General features: G+C 66.4%; 13 protein-coding genes and 1 pseudogene. 7 read left to right on the top strand and 7 right to left on the bottom strand.

Going from position 1 to position 18,538, the window contains the following annotated elements; all coding sequences use genetic code 11:
• Window positions 1–58: 58 nt before the first annotated feature.
• The gene (ssb, locus tag H536_RS0111735; protein WP_024350653.1) at window positions 59–586 is read right to left on the bottom strand and encodes a single-stranded DNA-binding protein; all 528 of its coding nucleotides are present in this window, start codon (window positions 584–586) and stop codon (window positions 59–61) included.
• Between the two features lie 271 nt (window positions 587–857).
• Between ssb and uvrA the strand changes: the two are divergent.
• Both uvrA and H536_RS0111725 read left to right on the top strand, forming a co-directional pair.
• Window positions 858–3,707, top strand: a pseudogene (gene uvrA, locus H536_RS0111730) (excinuclease ABC subunit UvrA); the annotation flags it as partial.
• 58 nt (window positions 3,708–3,765) lie between these two features.
• Complete coding sequence (locus H536_RS0111725) at window positions 3,766–4,572, top strand: DUF72 domain-containing protein (protein ID WP_024350651.1); 807 nt, start codon at window positions 3,766–3,768, stop codon at window positions 4,570–4,572.
• Between the two features lie 54 nt (window positions 4,573–4,626).
• Here H536_RS0111725 and H536_RS0111720 read toward each other — a convergent pair whose 3' ends face one another.
• Window positions 4,627–6,156: a bifunctional ADP-dependent NAD(P)H-hydrate dehydratase/NAD(P)H-hydrate epimerase gene (locus H536_RS0111720; protein ID WP_024350650.1), complete on the bottom strand. Its 1,530-nt coding sequence runs from the start codon at window positions 6,154–6,156 to the stop codon at window positions 4,627–4,629.
• 291 nt (window positions 6,157–6,447) lie between these two features.
• Between H536_RS0111720 and H536_RS0111715 the strand changes: the two genes are divergently transcribed.
• The 4 genes from H536_RS0111715 (at window position 6,448) to H536_RS0111700 (ending at window position 11,255) form a co-directional block, all read left to right on the top strand.
• The gene (locus H536_RS0111715) at window positions 6,448–6,786 is read left to right on the top strand and encodes a P-II family nitrogen regulator (protein WP_024350649.1); all 339 of its coding nucleotides are present in this window, start codon (window positions 6,448–6,450) and stop codon (window positions 6,784–6,786) included.
• A 52-nt stretch (window positions 6,787–6,838) separates the two neighbouring features.
• Complete coding sequence (gene glnA / locus H536_RS0111710) at window positions 6,839–8,248, top strand: type I glutamate--ammonia ligase (protein ID WP_009209532.1); 1,410 nt, start codon at window positions 6,839–6,841, stop codon at window positions 8,246–8,248.
• Window positions 8,249–8,589: 341 nt separating this feature from the next.
• Window positions 8,590–10,614 (top strand): DNA topoisomerase IV subunit B, encoded by a 2,025-nt coding sequence (parE, locus tag H536_RS0111705; RefSeq protein WP_029703125.1) that lies wholly within the window; start codon window positions 8,590–8,592, stop codon window positions 10,612–10,614.
• 50 nt (window positions 10,615–10,664) lie between these two features.
• Window positions 10,665–11,255 (top strand): hypothetical protein, encoded by a 591-nt coding sequence (locus H536_RS0111700; RefSeq protein WP_024350647.1) that lies wholly within the window; start codon window positions 10,665–10,667, stop codon window positions 11,253–11,255.
• 9 nt (window positions 11,256–11,264) lie between these two features.
• Here the strand turns inward: H536_RS0111700 and H536_RS0111695 are convergent, their stop codons facing one another.
• The gene (locus H536_RS0111695; RefSeq protein ID WP_202814809.1) at window positions 11,265–11,969 is read right to left on the bottom strand and encodes an alpha/beta fold hydrolase; all 705 of its coding nucleotides are present in this window, start codon (window positions 11,967–11,969) and stop codon (window positions 11,265–11,267) included.
• Between the two features lie 145 nt (window positions 11,970–12,114).
• Between H536_RS0111695 and H536_RS0111690 the strand changes: the two genes are divergently transcribed.
• The gene (locus tag H536_RS0111690) at window positions 12,115–13,680 is read left to right on the top strand and encodes a DEAD/DEAH box helicase (protein WP_024350645.1); all 1,566 of its coding nucleotides are present in this window, start codon (window positions 12,115–12,117) and stop codon (window positions 13,678–13,680) included.
• 21 nt (window positions 13,681–13,701) lie between these two features.
• On the opposite strand, the gene hflX is transcribed toward H536_RS0111690, so the two are convergent.
• From hflX to ntrX, 4 genes are all read right to left on the bottom strand, one after another.
• Complete coding sequence (hflX, locus tag H536_RS0111685; RefSeq protein ID WP_051141581.1) at window positions 13,702–15,090, bottom strand: GTPase HflX; 1,389 nt, start codon at window positions 15,088–15,090, stop codon at window positions 13,702–13,704.
• Window positions 15,091–15,339 (bottom strand): RNA chaperone Hfq, encoded by a 249-nt coding sequence (hfq, locus tag H536_RS0111680; RefSeq protein WP_024350643.1) that lies wholly within the window; start codon window positions 15,337–15,339, stop codon window positions 15,091–15,093. It lies immediately after the preceding gene.
• 307 nt (window positions 15,340–15,646) lie between these two features.
• The gene (gene trkA, locus H536_RS0111675) at window positions 15,647–17,023 is read right to left on the bottom strand and encodes a Trk system potassium transporter TrkA (protein WP_024350642.1); all 1,377 of its coding nucleotides are present in this window, start codon (window positions 17,021–17,023) and stop codon (window positions 15,647–15,649) included.
• A gap of 142 nt (window positions 17,024–17,165) precedes the next feature.
• A complete protein-coding gene (ntrX, locus tag H536_RS0111670) occupies window positions 17,166–18,530 on the bottom strand; it encodes a nitrogen assimilation response regulator NtrX (protein WP_024350641.1) in 1,365 nt (454 codons plus the stop codon).
• Window positions 18,531–18,538: the final 8 nt, after the last annotated feature.

The raw sequence follows: 18,538 nt of genomic DNA, 5'->3' as shown, positions 1-18,538 counted from the left end.
CGAGAAAGGGCACCCGGCTTTCGCCGGATGCCCTTTTATTCTGCGATCGGCTTGGCGATCAGAACGGGATTTCGTCGTCGAGGTCACGGGACGAGCCGCCACCGCCGCCGCCATAGCCACGGTCACCGCCGCCACCGCCGCCCTGCTCGATACGGCCACCGCCTCCGCCGCCGCCGCCGCGGTCATAACCGCCACCGCCGCTGCCGGCACCACCACCACCGCCGCCGCCTTCGTTGCGGCCATCGAGCATCTGCAGCTCGCCGCGGAACTTCTGCAGCACGACCTCGGTGGTGTAGCGCTTCTGGCCCGACTGGTCTTCCCAGCTGCGGGTCTGCAGGGCACCCTCGATATAGATCTTCGAGCCCTTCTTCAGGAACTGCTCGGCGACCTTCACCAGGTTCTCGTTGAAGATCACGACGTTGTGCCATTCGGTGCGCTCGCGACGCTCGCCCGACTGGCGGTCGCGCCAGGATTCCGAGGTCGCGATCCGCAGATTGACGACGGCGTCGCCGGAATTCAGGCGACGGATCTCGGGGTCGGCCCCGAGATTGCCCACCAGAATGACCTTGTTGACACTGCCTGCCATGACGAAACTCCAAATCTGAAAATCGGCGCGACCCTATCCGACCGCGCCGCCGGACGAAAGCAGCCCGGCCCCGTCGTCCACCGCCTTGTCCGCCGCCGCTGAACCGCGATCTTCGGGCGGCGCCATTGCGCCGGCCCGGCCTTGACTGGAACAAAAAAAGAACATCATCTGACCGGAGTCAAGCAGAACGGTTCGGACCGCGCCTTGGAAGAGTCCGGTCCGGCACCTAAGTAGGGTCCGTTTCCCACCCGCAAGGACTGCATTTCGCGTCATGGCCGAACTCAAGACGATCTCCATTCGCGGCGCGCGCGAACACAATCTCAAGAATGTCGACCTGGAGATTCCGCGCGACAAGCTGATCGTGATGACCGGCCTGTCGGGCTCGGGAAAGTCGTCGCTCGCCTTCGACACCATCTATGCCGAGGGCCAGCGCCGCTATGTCGAGAGCCTGTCCGCCTATGCGCGGCAGTTCCTCGAGATGATGCAGAAGCCCGACGTCGACCAGATCGAGGGTCTGTCGCCGGCCATCTCCATCGAGCAGAAGACGACGTCGAAGAACCCGCGCTCCACCGTCGGCACGGTCACCGAAATCTACGATTATCTGCGCCTGCTCTTCGCGCGCGTCGGCGTGCCCTATTCGCCGGCCACCGGCCTGCCGATCGAGAGCCAGACCGTCAGCCAGATGGTCGACCGGGTCATGGCGCTGGAGGAAGGCACACGGCTCTATCTGCTGGCGCCGATCGTGCGCGGCCGCAAAGGCGAGTACCGCAAGGAACTGGCCGAGCTGCAGAAGAAGGGCTTCCAGCGCGTCCGCATCGACGGTGAGTTCCACGACATCGCCGACGCCCCGGCGCTGGACAAGAAGTACAAGCACGACATCGACGTGGTCGTCGACCGCATCGTCGTGCGTGACGACCTGTCGGCGCGGCTGGCCGATTCCATCGAGACCGCGCTCGGCCTGGCGGACGGTCTGGCGATCGCCGAATTCGCCGATGGCGTCGACGAGAACGGCCATGCCAAACAGCTCGTCTTCTCGGAAAAGTTCGCCTGTCCGGTCTCCGGCTTCACCATCCCCGAGATCGAGCCGCGGCTGTTCTCCTTCAACAATCCCTTCGGCGCCTGCCCGCGCTGCGACGGCATCGGCTCGCAACAGGCCGTCGACCCCAAGCTGGTCGTGCCGAACGACGCTCTGACGCTGAAGGGCGGCGCCATCGCGCCCTGGGCGAAATCCTCCTCGCCCTATTACGGCCAGACCCTCGATGCGCTCGGCCGGCAATATGGATTCAAGCAGACCGATCGCTGGACCGACCTGTCGGAGGAGGCGCGCAACGCCATCCTCCACGGCACCGGCAAGCAGAAGATCGAGTTCCGCTACAATGACGGTTTGCGCTCCTACAAGACCACCAAGGTCTTCGAGGGCGTCGTCACCAATCTGGCGCGTCGCTGGAAGGAGACGGAATCGGCCTGGATGCGCGAGGAGATCGAGCGCTTCATGTCGGCGACCCCCTGCCCGGCCTGCAACGGCTACCGGCTGAAGCCCGAGGCGCTGGCGGTGAAGATTGCCGGCTGTCATGTCGGCGAGATCACCGAACAGTCGATCCGCGCGGCCGCCGGCTGGTTCGAGGAACTGCCGTCAAAGCTCACCGACAAGCAGAACGAGATCGCTGTCCGCATTCTCAAGGAGATCCGCGAGCGGCTGCGCTTCCTCAACGATGTCGGCCTCGACTATCTGACCCTGTCGCGGGCGTCGGGCACACTGTCGGGCGGCGAGAGCCAGCGCATCCGGCTGGCCTCGCAGATCGGCTCGGGGCTGACAGGCGTTCTCTATGTCCTGGACGAGCCCTCGATCGGCCTGCACCAACGCGACAATGCGCGGCTTCTGGAAACGCTGAAGCATCTGCGCGACATCGGCAACACCGTGATCGTCGTCGAGCATGACGAGGACGCGATCCTCACTGCCGACCATGTCGTCGATATCGGCCCGGCCGCCGGCGTCCATGGCGGCGAGATCATCGCCGCCGGCACGCCCGGCGAGGTCATGGCCAATCCGCGCTCGCTGACCGGTCGCTATCTGTCGGGCGATCTCGGCGTACCGGTGCCCGAGAAGCGCCGCAAGCCGCAGAAGGGCAAGCAGCTCAAGGTCGTCGGCGCGCGCGGCAACAATCTCAAGAACGTCTCGGCCGAGATCCCGCTCGGCCTGTTCAACTGCGTCACCGGCGTGTCGGGCGGCGGCAAGTCGACCTTCCTGATCGAGACGCTCTACAAGGCGGCCTCGCGGCGCATCTCCAACGGTCGCGACATTCCCGCCGAGCACGACCGGGTCGAGGGGCTGGAGCATCTCGACAAGGTCATCGACATCGACCAGTCGCCCATCGGCCGCACGCCGCGCTCGAACCCGGCGACCTATACCGGCGCCTTCACGCCGATCCGCGACTGGTTCGCCGGCCTGCCCGAAGCCAAGGCCCGCGGCTACCAGCCCGGCCGCTTCTCCTTCAACGTCAAGGGCGGCCGCTGCGAGGCCTGCCAGGGCGACGGCGTCATCAAGATCGAGATGCACTTCCTGCCAGACGTCTACGTCACCTGCGACGTCTGCCACGGCAAGCGCTACAATCGCGAGACGCTGGAGGTCACCTTCAAGGAGAAGTCGATCGCCGACGTTCTCGACATGACGGTCGAGGAAGGCGTCGACTTCTTCGCCGCCGTCCCGGTTGTCCGCGACAAGCTGGCGACGCTGAAGGAGGTCGGGCTCGGCTACATCAAGGTCGGCCAGCAGGCGACCACCCTGTCGGGCGGCGAGGCGCAGCGCGTCAAGCTGGCCAAGGAGCTGTCGCGCAAGGCGACCGGTCGCACGCTCTATATCCTCGACGAGCCGACCACCGGCCTGCATTTTCACGACGTCGCCAAGCTTCTGGAAGTGCTGCACGACCTTGTGGACCGCGGCAACACGATCGTCGTCATCGAACACAATCTCGAGGTGATCAAGACCGCCGACTGGGTCGTCGATATCGGCCCCGAGGGTGGCGACGGCGGCGGCGAGATCGTCGCCACCGGGACGCCCGAGGACGTGGTCAAGGTCGAGCGCTCCTATACCGGCCATTTCCTGCGCGAGCTGCTGGAGCGGCGGCCGGGCATCAAGCGCGAGGCGGCCGAATAGCGAGCGCGGCTGAGAGGGGACCGACATGGCAGGACGCGGCACGATCCGCACGGGCATCGGCGGCTGGACCTTCGAGCCCTGGGAAGGAAGCTTCTATCCGGACGACCTGCCGAAAAAGCGCCAGCTTGAATATGCCGCGTCGAAGCTGCGGACGATCGAGGTCAATGGCACCTTCTACCGCAGCCAGAAGCCGGAGACCTTCGCCAAATGGGCGAGCGAGGCGCCCGAGGGCTTCGTCTTCTCGCTGAAGGCGCCGCGCTATGCGGTGAACCGCAAGGTCCTGGCCGAGGGCGGCGAATCCATCCAGCGCTTCGTGGAGTCCGGCATTGCCGAACTCGGCGACAAGCTGGGACCGCTGCTGTGGCAGCTGGCCGCCACCAAGCAGTTCGACCCGGACGATTTTGGCGCCTTCCTGAAACTGCTGCCGGCCAGCGCCGGCGGCATTGCCCTGCGCAATGTCGTGGAACTGCGTCACGAGAGTTTTGCCTGCCCGCAGGCCGTGCGGATGTGCCGCGAGGCCGGCGTCGCCATCGTCTATGCCGAGAGCGCCAACTACCCCGAGATCGCCGACGTCACCGCCGATTTCGTCTATGCCCGGCTGCAGAAGGGCGACGCCGGGATCGCGACCGGCTATCCGGCCGACGCGCTCGATGCCTGGGCGGAGCGCGCCAGGCACTGGGCATCGGGCGGCCAGCCCGCCGACCTGCCGCGGCACGATCCCGAGACGGTCGCGGCGGAGACGCCACGCGACGTCTTCGTCTATTTCATCCGCGAGGGAAAAGTCCGCGCACCGCAGGCCGCGATGGCGCTGCAGGAGCGCCTGGACGACTGAACCATCACGAGTTGCGCCACTCTCGTTGATATGCGCGCTGCGCGCTCCGGTCCGTCAGGCTGACGGTTCCGCCGCCAGTTCGGCATGGACCCGCGGCAGCATCGGCGCCAAATCCTCGGCGATCAGGCCGGGCCCGAAATGTTCGGCGGCACGGCCGTGCATCCAGACACCGGCGCAGGCAGCCTCGAAGCTTGGCGCGCCCTGCGCCAGTTGCGCGGCGACGATCCCCGACAGAACGTCGCCGCTGCCGGCGGTCGCCAGCCACGGCGTGCCGTTGGCATTGATCGCGGCGCGCCCGTCCGGCGCGGCGATGACCGTATCGCGCCCCTTCAGGATGATAACGGCACCGGCGCGCCGGGCCGCACTCCGCGTCCGCTCCAGCTTCGACAGGCTTTCGTCGCTCGCAAGGCCGGGAAACAGCCGCTTGAACTCGCCGGCATGGGGCGTCAGCACGAGCGGCGTCTCGTCGTCGCTTGTCGCCGCCTCGGCCGCGGCGAACAGCGTCTCCGGTTCGGCCTGGAACGACGTGATTCCATCGGCATCGAGCACCAGCCGACGGCCCGCCGCGAGAACCGCACTGGCGTAGCGGCGCGCATCCTCGCCGATCCCGAAACCGGGTCCGAGCACGAAGGCGTTGGTGCGCGCATCGCTCAAGAGTGCGTCGAGATCCGCCGGGTCGTTGCAGCGCTCCAGCATGACCGCGGTCAGATGCGCGGCATGGGCCATCAGCGCCGAGCCCGGCGCATAGACGGTGACGAGCCCTGCCCCGCCGCGCAGCACCGCCATGGCGGCCAGCCGGGCTGCGCCGGTCCGCGCCATGCCGCCGGAAAACACCACGGCATGGCCGCGATCGTATTTGTGACCGGCGTCGCGCGGCGATGTCACCGGGTTGCGGAACAGGCCCGGCGCGTTGGCGAAGACCTGCGGCGCGATCGCCTCGAGGACGGCGTCGGAGATGCCGATGTCGGCAACCGCCACCCGGCCACAAGCGCTTCGGCCCGGCTCCAGCAGATGGCCCGGCTTTCGCCGGAAGAACGTCACCGTGACATCCGCCTCGATCGCCACGCCGAGCGGCTCGCCGCTCGCCCCGGAAATGCCGGACGGCAGATCGATGGCGACGACCGGTGTCTTCGCGGCGTTCACTGCCGCGATGGCCCGCGCCGCTTCCCCCTCCACGGGACGCGCCAGCCCGGCGCCGAACAGACCGTCGACGACGAGGTCGAAACCGCCGTCCGGCGCAAAGGCCTCAAGCGCCTGCCACGGGCCGCCATAGCCGGCGGCCGCCAGTGCCGCATCGCCGTTGAGCGTATCCGGCGCGACGAGGCTGTAGACCGTCGGCTCGCAGCCGGCCTCGCTCAAGAGCCGCGCGGCGGCCCAGGCATCGCCGCCATTGTTGCCGGGACCGGCCAGCACCGCGATGCGCCGCGCCTTCGGGAAGGACCGGCGGATGGCCCCCGCCACCGCGGCCGCCGCCCGCTCCATCAATGCGATGCCGGCCATGCCCCCGGCAATCGTCAGGCGGTCAGCTTCGGCCATCTGCACCGGGTCGAGCAGCGCTAGATTATGTGCAGCAAATTTCGTCATGGAGTGTGCCTAATAAATGGACATTCTGATCACGGGATGTGCAGTCTGGGTGACATGGCGGATGCCCTCGTGTAGCCATTCCGAGCACAGAGCAATCCGCGCTCCTGGGGCCATCCGCCGTGGATCATAGGACAGGAAGGCGCCGGTAACCGAAATTTCCGCTTTCCCGATCGTCCCGGTGGACTATTTCGAAGCGTTCACCGTAGGAGGTCGTCTTTGGCACGCGACCTGCTACAGCGGGTTCGACGGGCCGGCGGCCCGTGACGGGGACAACGTCGAGAAGGAATGTCGATGAAGAAGGTTGAGGCCATCATCAAGCCCTTCAAGCTGGATGAGGTGAAGGAGGCCCTGCAGGAAGTGGGGCTTCAGGGCATCACCGTCACAGAGGCCAAGGGATTCGGGCGGCAGAAGGGCCATACGGAACTCTACCGCGGGGCCGAATACGTCGTCGATTTTCTGCCGAAGGTGAAGGTCGAGATCGTCCTTGCGGACGAGACCGTCGCTGCCGCCGTGGAAGCCATCCGCAAGGCGGCCCAGACCGGCCGCATCGGCGATGGCAAGATCTTCGTCTCCAACATCGAGGAAGCGATCCGCATCCGGACCGGCGAAGCCGGCACCGACGCGATCTGATCCAGCAGCTTCCCACACACAGTCTCAGAGTTCGATAATAGGAAGGACCGCCATGACGAGCGCCAACGACATCCTGAAGCAGGTCAAGGACAACGACGTGAAATTCGTCGACCTGCGCTTCACCGACCCCAAGGGCAAGTCCCAGCACGTGACCATGGACGTCACCCTGGTCGACGAGGACCTGTTCTCCGAGGGCACGATGTTCGACGGTTCGTCGATCGCCGGCTGGAAGGCGATCAACGAGTCCGACATGGTTCTCATGCCGGATCCCGAAACGGCCTACATGGACCCGTTCTTCGCCCAGTCGACCATGGCGATCGTCTGCGACATTCTCGACCCGGTCTCCGGCGAGGCCTACAACCGCGACCCGCGCTCGACCGCCAAGAAGGCCGAAGCCTATCTGACCCAGTCGGGCACCGGCGACACGGCGTTCTTCGGCCCGGAAGCCGAGTTCTTCATCTTCGACGACGTCCGCTACAAGGCCGACCCGTACAACACCGGCTTCAAGCTCGACTCCACCGAGCTGCCGTCGAATGACGACGCCGAATACGAGACCGGCAATCTCGGCCACCGTCCGCGCATCAAGGGCGGCTACTTCCCGCTGCCCCCGATTGATTCCTGCCAGGACATGCGCTCGGAAATGCTCACCGTCATGGCCGAGATGGGCGTCGCGGTCGAGAAGCATCACCATGAGGTCGCCGCGGCCCAGCACGAGCTTGGCATCAAGTTCGACACGCTGACCCGCAACGCCGACAAGATGCAGATCTACAAATACGTCATCCACCAGGTGGCGAACGCCTACGGCAAGACCGCAACCTTCATGCCGAAGCCGGTCTTCGGCGACAACGGCTCGGGCATGCACGTCCACCAGTCGATCTGGAAGAACGGCAAGCCGACCTTCGCCGGCGACGAATATGCCGGTCTGTCGGAGAGCGCGCTGTTCTACATCGGCGGCATCATCAAGCACGCCAAGGCCCTGAACGCCTTCACCAACCCGTCGACCAACTCGTTCAAGCGCCTGGTCCCGGGCTACGAGGCTCCGGTGCTGCTGGCCTATTCGGCCCGCAACCGCTCGGCCTCCTGCCGCATCCCGTTCGGCCAGTCGCCGAAGGCCAAGCGCGTCGAGGTCCGTTTCCCCGATCCGACCGCCAATCCGTATCTCGCCTTCGCGGCGATGCTGATGGCCGGCCTCGACGGCATCAAGAACAAGATCCATCCGGGCTCGGCCATGGACAAGGATCTGTACGACCTGCCGCCGGAAGAGCTGAAGGAAATCCCGACGGTCTGCCGTTCGCTGCGCGAGGCGATGGAAGCGCTGGATACCGACCGCGACTTCCTCAAGGCCGGTGGCGTCTTCGACGACGACCAGATCGACGCCTTCATCGACCTGAAGATGGCCGAGGTCCTGCGTTTCGAGATGACCCCGCATCCGGTCGAGTTCGACATGTACTACTCGGTCTGATCCGAACCGGTCGCCGGCTGCCGGCGGCGACCATCGGGTCTTCACGGACCGAACGGGAGGGGGTGCCATCGGCGCCCCCTTTTCGTTGCAGTGAATACGCTGGTCATGCGGGGCACCGGAGACGCTGCCCCGGAGCCGTTCGGGCGGCGGACATTTCACCTGTCCCGGTCGCAGCGCCGGAAACCGTGGATAAATCCGACAATCGGCGCTTTCCCTGCCCCCGGCAGGACCGGGCGCTTGAAGAACATTTCGTGAAAGTATAGGCATCACGGCATGGTTTACGAGCGCTCGACCCCAACGACGCGCGTCATGTGGCGATCCGCCAGGGAGTTCGCCGCGCGATGAGCGACGATCTGTTTTCCGGCAACGCCGCGCGCCAGCCGCGAGCGCCGAAGCCCAGCGCCAAGCCGCGCCCGGCAGCCAATCTCCAGGAACCGGCCGAATACACCGCGGCGGACATCGAGGTCCTCGAAGGGCTCGAGCCGGTCCGTCGTCGTCCCGGCATGTATATCGGCGGCACCGACGAAAAGGCGCTGCATCACCTGTTCGCCGAGGTCATCGACAATTCGATGGACGAGGCGACCGCGGGGCATGCCAATTTCATCGAGGTGGCGCTGGAAGCCGACGGCACCCTGTCGGTCGCCGACAACGGGCGCGGCATCCCCATCGATCCGCACCCCAAATATCGCGACAAGTCGGCGCTCGAAGTCATCATGACGACGCTGCATGCCGGCGGTAAGTTCGACTCCAAGGTCTACGAGACCTCCGGCGGCCTGCACGGCGTCGGCGTGTCCGTCGTCAACGCCCTGTCCGAGACGCTCGAGGTCGAGGTCGCCCGCAACCGCAGGCTCTATCGCCAGACCTATTCGCGCGGCCACGCCCAGACCGGGCTGGAAGAGATCGGCGACGTCCAGAACCGCCGCGGCACCCGGATCCGGTTCCGGCCCGATCCGGAGATCTTCGGCGCCGGCGCCCGCTTCCGTCCGGAACGGCTGCTCGCGATGGCGCGGTCCAAGGCCTATCTCTTCGGCGGCGTCGAGATCCGCTGGGCCTGCGACCCGTCGCTGCTGCCCGCCGACGGCAGCGTGCCGTCCCGCGACACCTTCCACTTCCCCGGCGGCCTGAAGGACTATCTCGACGGCACGCTCGACAAGCAGGGCCGCGTTACCTCGCAGATTTTCGCCGGTCGCACCGAGAAGGTCTCCGGCCACGGCGCGGTCGAATGGGCGGTGAGCTGGACCGCCGACGACGGCTTCGTCCGCTCCTACTGCAACACCATCCCGACGCCTGAGGGCGGCACCCACGAGGCCGGCCTGCGCTCGGTGCTGCTGCGCGGCCTCAAGGCCTTCGCCGAGGTGTCCGGCAACAAGCGCGCCGCCGTCATCACCGGCGACGACATCATGCTGACGGCCTCGGCAATGCTGTCGGTCTTCATCCGCGAGCCGGAATTCGTCGGCCAGACTAAGGACCGGCTGGCCACGGCCGAGGCCCAACGCATCGTCGAGCAGTCGATGCGCGATTCCTTCGACATCTGGCTCGCCTCCTCGCCGCAGGACGCCGCGCGGCTGATCGACTGGGTCGTCGAGCGCGCCGACGAACGGCTGCGCCGCCGCCAGGAAAAGGAAGTTAGCCGCAAGAGCGCGACGCGCAAGCTGCGCCTGCCGGGCAAGCTGGCCGACTGCTCCCAGAGCGGTTCGGTCAATGCCGAGATCTTCATCGTCGAGGGCGATTCCGCTGGCGGCTCGGCCAAGCAGGCGCGTGACCGCAAGGTGCAGGCGATCCTGCCTTTGCGCGGCAAGATCCTGAATGTCGCCTCGGCGGGACGCGAGAAGTTCGGCGCCAACCAGCAGCTCGCCGATCTCATCCAGGCGCTGGGCTGCGGCACGCGGTCGAAATACCGCGAAGAGGATCTGCGCTACGAGCGCGTGATCATCATGACCGACGCCGACGTCGACGGCGCCCATATCGCCTCGCTGCTGATCACCTTCTTCTACCAGGAGATGCCGGAGCTCATCCGCGGCGGTCACCTCTTCCTCGCGGTGCCGCCGCTCTACAAGCTGACCCAGGGCGGTAAGACCGCCTATGCCCGCGACGACGCCGACCGCGAACGCCTGATCGCCCGCGACTTCAAGGGCCGCGGCAAGGTCGAGATCTCGCGCTTCAAGGGTCTCGGCGAGATGCTGCCCGCGCAGCTCAAGGAAACCACCATGGACCCGCGCAAGCGCACGCTGCTGCGCGTCCACATGGACGAAACGCCTGAGGCCGGCACCTCCGGTGCGGTCAATGCGCTGATGGGCAACAAGCCCGAGGCGCGCTTCCGCTTCCTGCAGGACCGCGCCGCCTTCGTCGAGGATCTGGACATCTGACGGGCACGCCCCGTAAGAGAGCGACCAGATCCGGCACAGGGAGTCCGAAGATGGTCATTCGTTCCGCAAGCACCTTCGCCGGCGTCAGCCTGGCGGCCCTCATGATGGTCCAGAACGCGGCTCTGGCGCAGGCGACCGACGCTGCGCCTGCCGCGGCCCCGGTTGCCGAACAGGCGGCCCCCGCCTCCCCGGCTGCCACGAATGAAGCCGCCCCCTCAGCACCCGCGACCGCTGCACCGGCGGCCGGCGGCGCGGGCGATCCGGCGGCAGCTGCCGAAGCGCTCTCGCCGCTCATCGAGGACGTGCAGATCGTCGGCCCGTGGTCGGACGGCGACGTTCAGGGCGTCTGGCGCACGATCATGGTCCAGTCCCCGGCCGACGAGACGGACTATCATTTCTTCGTCCAGCAGCTCGAAGGAAGCGGCACCAACCTGACGCTGCGCTCCAGCACCGAGATCCGGGAACTCAACCAGATCGAGGGCGCCGTCGTCGGCTACCGCGCCGACGAGCCCAGCGAGACCGAGCCCAACAGCCTGTCGCTGTTCTTCGATCTCCTGCCCTCGGACGGCGAGATCGCCGAGACCTACGAGCTGCACTTCTTCCCGGACCAGCCCTACATGTTCGGCCCGGCGACCAACTGAGCCGACTGCTCAGCCTGCGGCGGCCTCGGCGAGGCTGCGCCGCAGGATTTCGCTGGTGCGGCCCGGCCGCTCCATCGTCACCATGTGCCCGGTCGCCGGCAGCATCTCCAGCCACGCGCCCGGGATCGCCGCGGCCATTTCGAGCGCACGCTCCGGAGGGATGATCGCATCCGCCTCCCCGGCGACGATCGTCACCGGAACATGGATCGTCGGAAGCCGGTCGCTCTGGTCCGGCCGGTCGATGATCGCCTGCTGCTGGCGAACGAAACCCTCGACACCGATCGCCGTGGCCATTTGAACGATGCGCTCCCTGAGCGTCGCACTCGCCGTCTCCGGCGCGACGAGGCGCTCACAGAGCAGACGCGCGACCGGCTCGATCCCCTCTTCCCGTGCCGTCGCGATGAGCTGGTGGCGCATGGCGGTCTGCTCGGGCGTGTCGGCGCGGTGGCTCGTCGCCATCAGCGCCGCAGCCAGCACGCGCTCCGGCGCCAGTCGCAGCACCTCCAGCGCCACATAGCCCCCCATGGACAGACCGCAGAGCGCGAACCTGTCGGGTGCATCGGCAAGGAGCCGCTCGGCCATGGCGGTGACCGACGCGTCGCGCGTGGTATCGGCAATCCGGATCGGATGTCCGGCCAGAGCCGCGATCTGATCGCGATACAGGTCGTCGGTGCACAACAAGCCCGGGATCATGACAATTGAGACGAAATTCACGATTTCTGCCCTGTAAATCCCGGTGAAAAGCCCCATTTGGGGCGTATCGGTTGACTCGCGCTCGTGCTCGCCCTATCGCCCCCATGAGATGGGCTTTCAAACGCTACCGAACGCAACCTCCCATTTACCCAAGAGAACAGCTAGCTTGAAACTCTTTTCCGAACTCGGCCTGAGCGCCAAGGTTCTGGCTGCCGTACATGCAGCCGGATACAATGAACCGACGCCGATTCAGGAACAGGCCATTCCGCATGCGCTTGAGCGCCGCGATGTCCTGGGAATTGCGCAGACGGGAACCGGCAAGACCGCGTCCTTCGTCCTGCCGATGTTGACCATGCTTGAGAAGGGTCGCGCGCGGGCTCGCATGCCCCGCACCCTGATCATCGAGCCGACGCGCGAACTCGCCGCGCAGGTCGCCGAATCCTTCACCCGCTACGGTCTCGACCAGAAGCTCAATGTCGCGTTGCTGATCGGTGGCGTCTCCTTCGCGGACCAGGATCGCAAGATCGACCGCGGCGCCGACGTCCTGATCGCCACGCCGGGCCGCCTGCTCGACCATTTCGAGCGCGGCAAGCTGCTGATGACCGCGGTGGAAGTGCTCGTCATCGACGAAGCCGACCGCATGTTGGACATGGGCTTCATCCCGGACATCGAGCGCATCTGCAAGCTCTTGCCGGTCTCGCGTCAGACCCTGTTCTTCTCGGCCACCATGCCGCCGGAGATCACCCGTCTCACCGAGCAGTTCCTGCAGAACCCGGTTCGCGTCGAGGTCGCCAAGCCGGCCTCGGCGGCGCTGACCGTGACGCAGCGGCTGGTCGCCACCAAGAAGGACGACTTCGAGAAGCGCGATACGTTGCGCCGGGTCATCCGCGACCAGACCGAACTGACCAACGCCATCATCTTCTGCAACCGTAAGCGGGACGTGGCGACACTGTTCCGCTCGCTCGAGCGCCACGGCTTCTCCGCCGGCGCGCTGCATGGCGACATGGACCAGCGTTCGCGCACCGCGATGCTGCAGGGCTTCCGCGACAACAAGATCCAGTTGCTGGTCGCCTCCGACGTCGCCGCGCGCGGCCTCGACATTCCGGCCGTCAGCCACGTTTTCAATTTCGACGTGCCGATCCATGCCGAGGACTATGTCCATCGCATCGGCCGCACCGGCCGGGCCGGACGCTCGGGCGCAGCCTTTACCCTGGCGACCAAGGCCGACAAGAAGCATCTCGACGCCATTGAGAAGCTGATCGGCAACGAGATCGAATGGCTCGGCGAGCCGGTGAGCGCCGTTTCCGACGACGAGACCAGCGAGAAGCCGGCCCGTCGCAGCGGCAGTGGCCGTCGCTCGGGCTCCTCGACACGCCGTCGCGGTGCTGCTGCTGCTGCAGCGGAGCCGGCAAGCGAGACGGCGCCGGAACAGGCGGTCGAAGCGGAACCGGCCGTGGTTCGCGCCGAAGCCGGCGAGCTGGATGTGCCCGTCGAGGCGATCACGCGCGATGCTTCGGTCGAAACCGTCGAAGAGGATGTGGCACCGGTTCAGAAGCCAAGCCGCAGCCGTGCAGCCTCCAGCGATCGGGCCCGTCCCGCCGCATCGTCCTCTCGGACCCGTGGTGCTAAGCCCGCCGCGCCGCGTGGCGGCCGCAACGACGACCACGGCAAGTCGCCGGTCGGTTTCGGCGACGATATTCCCGCCTTCATGCTGATCGGGACCGGCACCTGACGGTGCCGGCCTGACCCGCTCTCAGCGCTGAAACGAAACGCCGGATGCGTGCTCGCTCATCCGGCGTAATTCTGTCCGGGCCTGCTTGGTAATGTCCATGGTCAGCGACACGGCGCCGTCTTCGCGGTCGTCGCGCGCCGTCACCGTGGCGTTCTCGTAGATCCACGGCACGAAGCCCATGGCATCGGGCGCCACGTCCACGGTCAGCGTCACCGTGCCGCCACCGATCCGCCGCTCGATATCCACCAGCAGTGTGTCCACGCCGAAGCCGGTCACCGCTGACACGACATGCACGGCGTCGGTATCCGGCAGGCTCTCGCGCATCGTCGCCAGATGCTGGAGGCCGGCCTCGTCGAGCAGGTCCACCTTGTTCCAGATCTCGACCACGTGGTCGCTGTCATCGACGTCGATGTCGAGGTCGCGCAGGATCTTGCGCACGTCCTCGGCCTGGGCCAGCGTGTCGGGATCGGCCACGTCGCGCACATGTAAAACGATGTCGGCCTCGATCACCTCTTCCAGCGTCGCCCGGAAGGCTGCCACCAGATGCGTCGGCAGGTCCGAGACGAAGCCCACCGTGTCGGAGAAAAGGATCTCGGTGCCGTGCGGCAGCGTCGTGCGACGCAGGGTGGGATCAAGCGTGGCGAAGAGCAGATCCTTCGCCATCACTTCGGCGCCGGTCAGCCGGTTGAACAGCGTCGACTTGCCGGCGTTGGTATAGCCGACGAGGGCGACAACGGGATGCGGCGCCTTCTTGCGCTGGGCGCGGTGAAGCTGCCGTGTCCGCCGGACCTGTTCCAGGTCCTTTTCCAGCCGCTTGATCTTCTCCTGAAGCTGCCGCCGGTCGGATTCGATCTGGGTCTCGCCCGGACCGCCGAGGAAGCCGGCGCCACCGCGCTGACGCTCCAGATGGGTCCAGCTGCGCACGAGCCGGCCGCGCTGATAGTTCAGATGCGCGAGCTCGACCTGCAGACGGCCTTCCTTGGTGCGCGCCCGCTCGCCGAAGATCTCGAGAATGAGACCGGTCCGGTCGAGAACCTTGACGTTCAGCTCCCGTTCCAGATTGCGCTGCTGCACCGGGGTGAGCGGATGGTCGAACACGACCAGCCCGATCTCCTCGCCGGCGATCACGCCTTTCATCTCCTCGACCTTGCCGGTGCCGATCAGCGTCGCCGGACGCGGGCGCTGGCCGCTGACGATACCGCTGGCGACGATGTCGAGCCCGATGGCGGCGGCGAGGCCCATGGCCTCGGCCAGGCGCGCATCGTGGCTCCGGCGCGGCGCCTCGGCTGCACCCGCCACATCGTCCTGCACGGGATATTGCTTGAACACGGGGACATAGACCGCCGCCCGCGTCGGGACGGTCTTGTGTTCGATCGGGCCTCGCGGCCCCACTTCTCTATGTTCGGCCAATCAGTCTTTCCTGTCTTCGTCGCTGCCATCGTACATGTGCACGGGCTGGGACGGCATGATGGTGGAGATTGCGTGCTTGTAGACCAGCTGGGAATGCCCGTCGCGGCGCAGCAGCACGCAGAAATTGTCGAAGGAGGTGACGACGCCGGTCAGCTTGACGCCGTTGACCAGGAAGATCGTCAGCGAAATCTTCTGCTTGCGGACGGTGTTGAGAAAGAGATCCTGAAGGTTCTGCGTGCGTTCGGCCATGTGGTCCTTGTCCTGTTCTTATTGGCGTCGGCTGAACCGGTCTTCGCCGGTCGTTCCGCGCATTGTCCTGCACCCGTCGACCCGGGCAATACGGCTTCGTCGTCTCTCGCAGGTCTCGCCGCCGGACCTGCAGATGCTCACCTCTCCTGCGCGCAGAATCTGACCAGCCGGCGATGGCCGGCTCTGCCGCAGGGAGAACTCCCTTCGGACATGACACCGGCTCAGGCCGGACATCAAGCGCAGTCAGGCTCTCACGCCGACATTTATGTCGGCGCGGCCGTGCGCAACAGGGGGCGTCCCGCGCCGATCAGAAGAATTCGAGGCTGACCCGGAAGAGCTGCTCGACATGGCGTACCGCACCGGCCGCGGCGAAGATCACCACCCGGTCCTTCGCCTTGATCTTGGTCTGGCCGTCCGGGCGCACGAACTGGCCGTTGCGATAGATCGCGCCGACCCGCAGATTGTGCGGAAGGTTCAGGTCGCGCAGCGGCGTGCCGACCAGGGGCGACGTTTCCAGCGCTTCGGCCTCGATTGCTTCGGCAAGGCCGTTCTGGATCGAGTGCACGGCGCGGATGCGTCCGCGGCGCACATGCTGCAGCACCCGCGAGATCGTCACCGAACGCGGATTGATGAAGGCGTCGATGCCCAGCGTGCGGGTGAAGGTCTGGTAGTCGGGGTCGTTCAGCAGCGCGAGATTGCCCTTGCAGCCCAGCCGCTTGGCCATGACGCTGGACAGGATGTTCACCTTGTCGTCATTGGTCAGCGCGACGAGGAGATCGGCCTCGGCGATGTCGGCCTCGTTGAGGATCGTCTGGTCGAGGCCGCTGCCATGCAGGACGATGGTGCGCTTCAGGCTGTCAGCGATGGTCACCGCCCGCTCGTGCTTGGTCTCGAGCACGCGGATCTTCGCCCCGAGGCTGCGCTTTTCCATCTGCTGGGCGACGTAGAAGCCGATATTGCCGCCACCGACGATGACGATCCGCCCGGCTTCCGGCTCCTCGTGGCCGAACAGGCCCAGCGTCCGCTTCACATGGCTGCGCTCCGCCACGACATAGGCGATGTCGCCCGCCACCATCTGGTCCGACGAGGCGGGCACGAACAGCTTGTCGCCGCGCAGGATGCCGACGACGGTCGCCTTCAGGTCGGGAAACAGATCGGTGAGCTGGGCGAGCGGCGTGTCGACCACCGGGCAGTCGTCCCGGCACTCGATGGCGACCATGGCGATGCTGTCGTCGGCGAACCGCACGACATCCATGGCCCCCGGCAGCGCGATCCGGCGCAGTGCCATCTCGCCGACCTCGACTTCCGGCGAAATGATCACGTCGATCGGCATGTTGTCGGTCGAGAACAGATCCTGCCAGTGCGACCGCAGGTAACTCTGCGAGCGGATGCGGGCGATCTTGGTGGGTACGTTGAACAGCGAGTGGGCCACCTGGCAGGCGACCATGTTGACCTCGTCGTGCAGCGTCACAGCGATGATCATGTCGGCCTGTTCGGCACCCGCTTCGGCCAGCACGTCCGGATGGGCGCCGTGGCCGACAAAGCCCCTTGCGTCGAGATTGTCGCGGATGTTCTGGACAAGCGAACGGGAGGTGTCGATCACCGAGACGTCGTTGCGCTCGGACGCCAGCCGTTCGGCAATGCCGTACCCGACCTGGCCTGCACCACAGATCACGACTCTCATCCGTTCCGCCCTTCAAACGCCGAACTCTTCAGAGCCGCGTTCCTAATGCTTCGCGAGGACAAGCGCAAAGGCCGCTCGCGGCACCCTGCCCGCGCGTCCCTCATTGACGGGCCTGGCAGGGCGGATCGGTGGAGCGGAGAACCTAGATGCCGAGCGACTTCAGCTTGCGATGCAATGCCGAGCGCTCCATCCCGACGAACTCGGCGGTGCGCGAGATATTGCCGCCGAAGCGATTGATCTGCGCCACGAGATATTCCTTCTCGAACACCTCGCGGGCGTCGCGCAGCGGCAGGGCCAGGATCTGCCCGTCCGACTGGCTCGGCGTCTGCGGCAGCATCTCGCCGACCTCGCGCGGCAGCATGTCGGCCGAGATCGTCGTCTCGGCGTCGCCCTCGCGCGACAGGATCATCAGCCGCTCGACATTGTTGCGGAGCTGGCGGACGTTGCCCGGCCATTCGCTGGATTGCAGCACCGCCATGGCCTCGGGGCTGATCGCCCGCGGCTTGATGCCGGTCTGCTCGCTGATCTGCGTCATGAAGGCTTCGATCAGCAGCGGGATGTCCTGGCGCCGTTCGGCAAGCGGCGGAACCTGCACCGGGACCACGGCGAGGCGATGGTAGAGGTCCTCGCGGAAGGCGCCCTCGGCGATCATCGATTCCAGGTTCTGGGCCGTCGACGAGACGATGCGGACATCGACCTTCACACGCTTCGATCCGCCGACCCGCTCGAAGGTCTGTTCGGTCAGCACGCGCAGAATCTTGTTCTGGGTCTCGCGCGGCATATCCCCGACCTCGTCGAGGAACAGGACGCCGCCATGGGCCTCCTCCAGCGCGCCGACCTTGCGCTCGACGCCGGGAGGCGCCTCGGTGCCGAAGAGTTCGACCTCCATGCGGTCGGGCGTGATTGCCGCGGCATTCAGTGCCACGAAGGGCTCATCCGCCCGGGCCGACCCGGCATGGATCGCCCGCGCGACCATTTCCTTGCCGGACCCCGACGCGCCGAGGATCATCACGCGGCTGTTGGTCGGCGCAACGCGCTCGATCAGCGTGCGCAGCTGGTTCATCGGATGCGACTTGCCGATCAGTTCGGCAAAGTCGGACGAGCGCCGGCGCAGTTCGGAGACCTCGCGCTTGAGCTTGGAGTTCTCCAGCGCGCGTTCGGCCACCAGGATCAGGCGATCGGCCTTGAACGGCTTCTCGATGTAGTCATAGGCACCGCGCCGGATCGCCGAGACGGCGGTCTCGATATTGCCGTGACCGGAGATCATCACCACCGGCACTTCGGGATGCTGCGCCTTGATGGCATCGAGCAGGTCGAGGCCGTCAAGGCGGCTGCCCTGCAGCCAGATGTCGAGGAAGACCAGGCGCGGCACGCGCTCGGCGATCGACTGCAACGCGGCGTCCGATCCTCCCGCGGTTCGGGTCTCGTGCCCCTCGTCCTCGAGGATTCCCGCCACCAGTTCGCGGATGTCGGCTTCGTCGTCGACGATCAGGATGTCCGATGCCATCGATCTCA

Source organism: Aurantimonas coralicida DSM 14790 (assembly GCF_000421645.1).
GTDB lineage: Bacteria > Pseudomonadota > Alphaproteobacteria > Rhizobiales > Rhizobiaceae > Aurantimonas > Aurantimonas coralicida.
The sequence above is the reverse complement of the archived record's forward strand: the minus strand, read 5'-3'. Positions and strand labels throughout refer to the sequence as shown.

Bases quoted from the DNA above. Each gene is read 5' to 3' on its own strand.
- trkA (WP_024350642.1), bottom strand. From the start codon at position 17,023: ATGAGAGTCGTGATCTGTGGTGCAGGCCAGGTCGGGTACGGCATTGCC.
- H536_RS0111715 (WP_024350649.1), top strand. From the start codon at position 6,448: ATGAAGAAGGTTGAGGCCATCATCAAGCCCTTCAAGCTGGATGAGGTG.
- ntrX (WP_024350641.1), bottom strand. From the start codon at position 18,530: ATGGCATCGGACATCCTGATCGTCGACGACGAAGCCGACATCCGCGAA.
- glnA (WP_009209532.1), top strand. From the start codon at position 6,839: ATGACGAGCGCCAACGACATCCTGAAGCAGGTCAAGGACAACGACGTG.
- H536_RS0111700 (WP_024350647.1), top strand. From the start codon at position 10,665: ATGGTCATTCGTTCCGCAAGCACCTTCGCCGGCGTCAGCCTGGCGGCC.
- parE (WP_029703125.1), top strand. From the start codon at position 8,590: ATGAGCGACGATCTGTTTTCCGGCAACGCCGCGCGCCAGCCGCGAGCG.
- ssb (WP_024350653.1), bottom strand. From the start codon at position 586: ATGGCAGGCAGTGTCAACAAGGTCATTCTGGTGGGCAATCTCGGGGCC.
- H536_RS0111725 (WP_024350651.1), top strand. From the start codon at position 3,766: ATGGCAGGACGCGGCACGATCCGCACGGGCATCGGCGGCTGGACCTTC.
- H536_RS0111720 (WP_024350650.1), bottom strand. From the start codon at position 6,156: ATGACGAAATTTGCTGCACATAATCTAGCGCTGCTCGACCCGGTGCAG.
- hfq (WP_024350643.1), bottom strand. From the start codon at position 15,339: ATGGCCGAACGCACGCAGAACCTTCAGGATCTCTTTCTCAACACCGTC.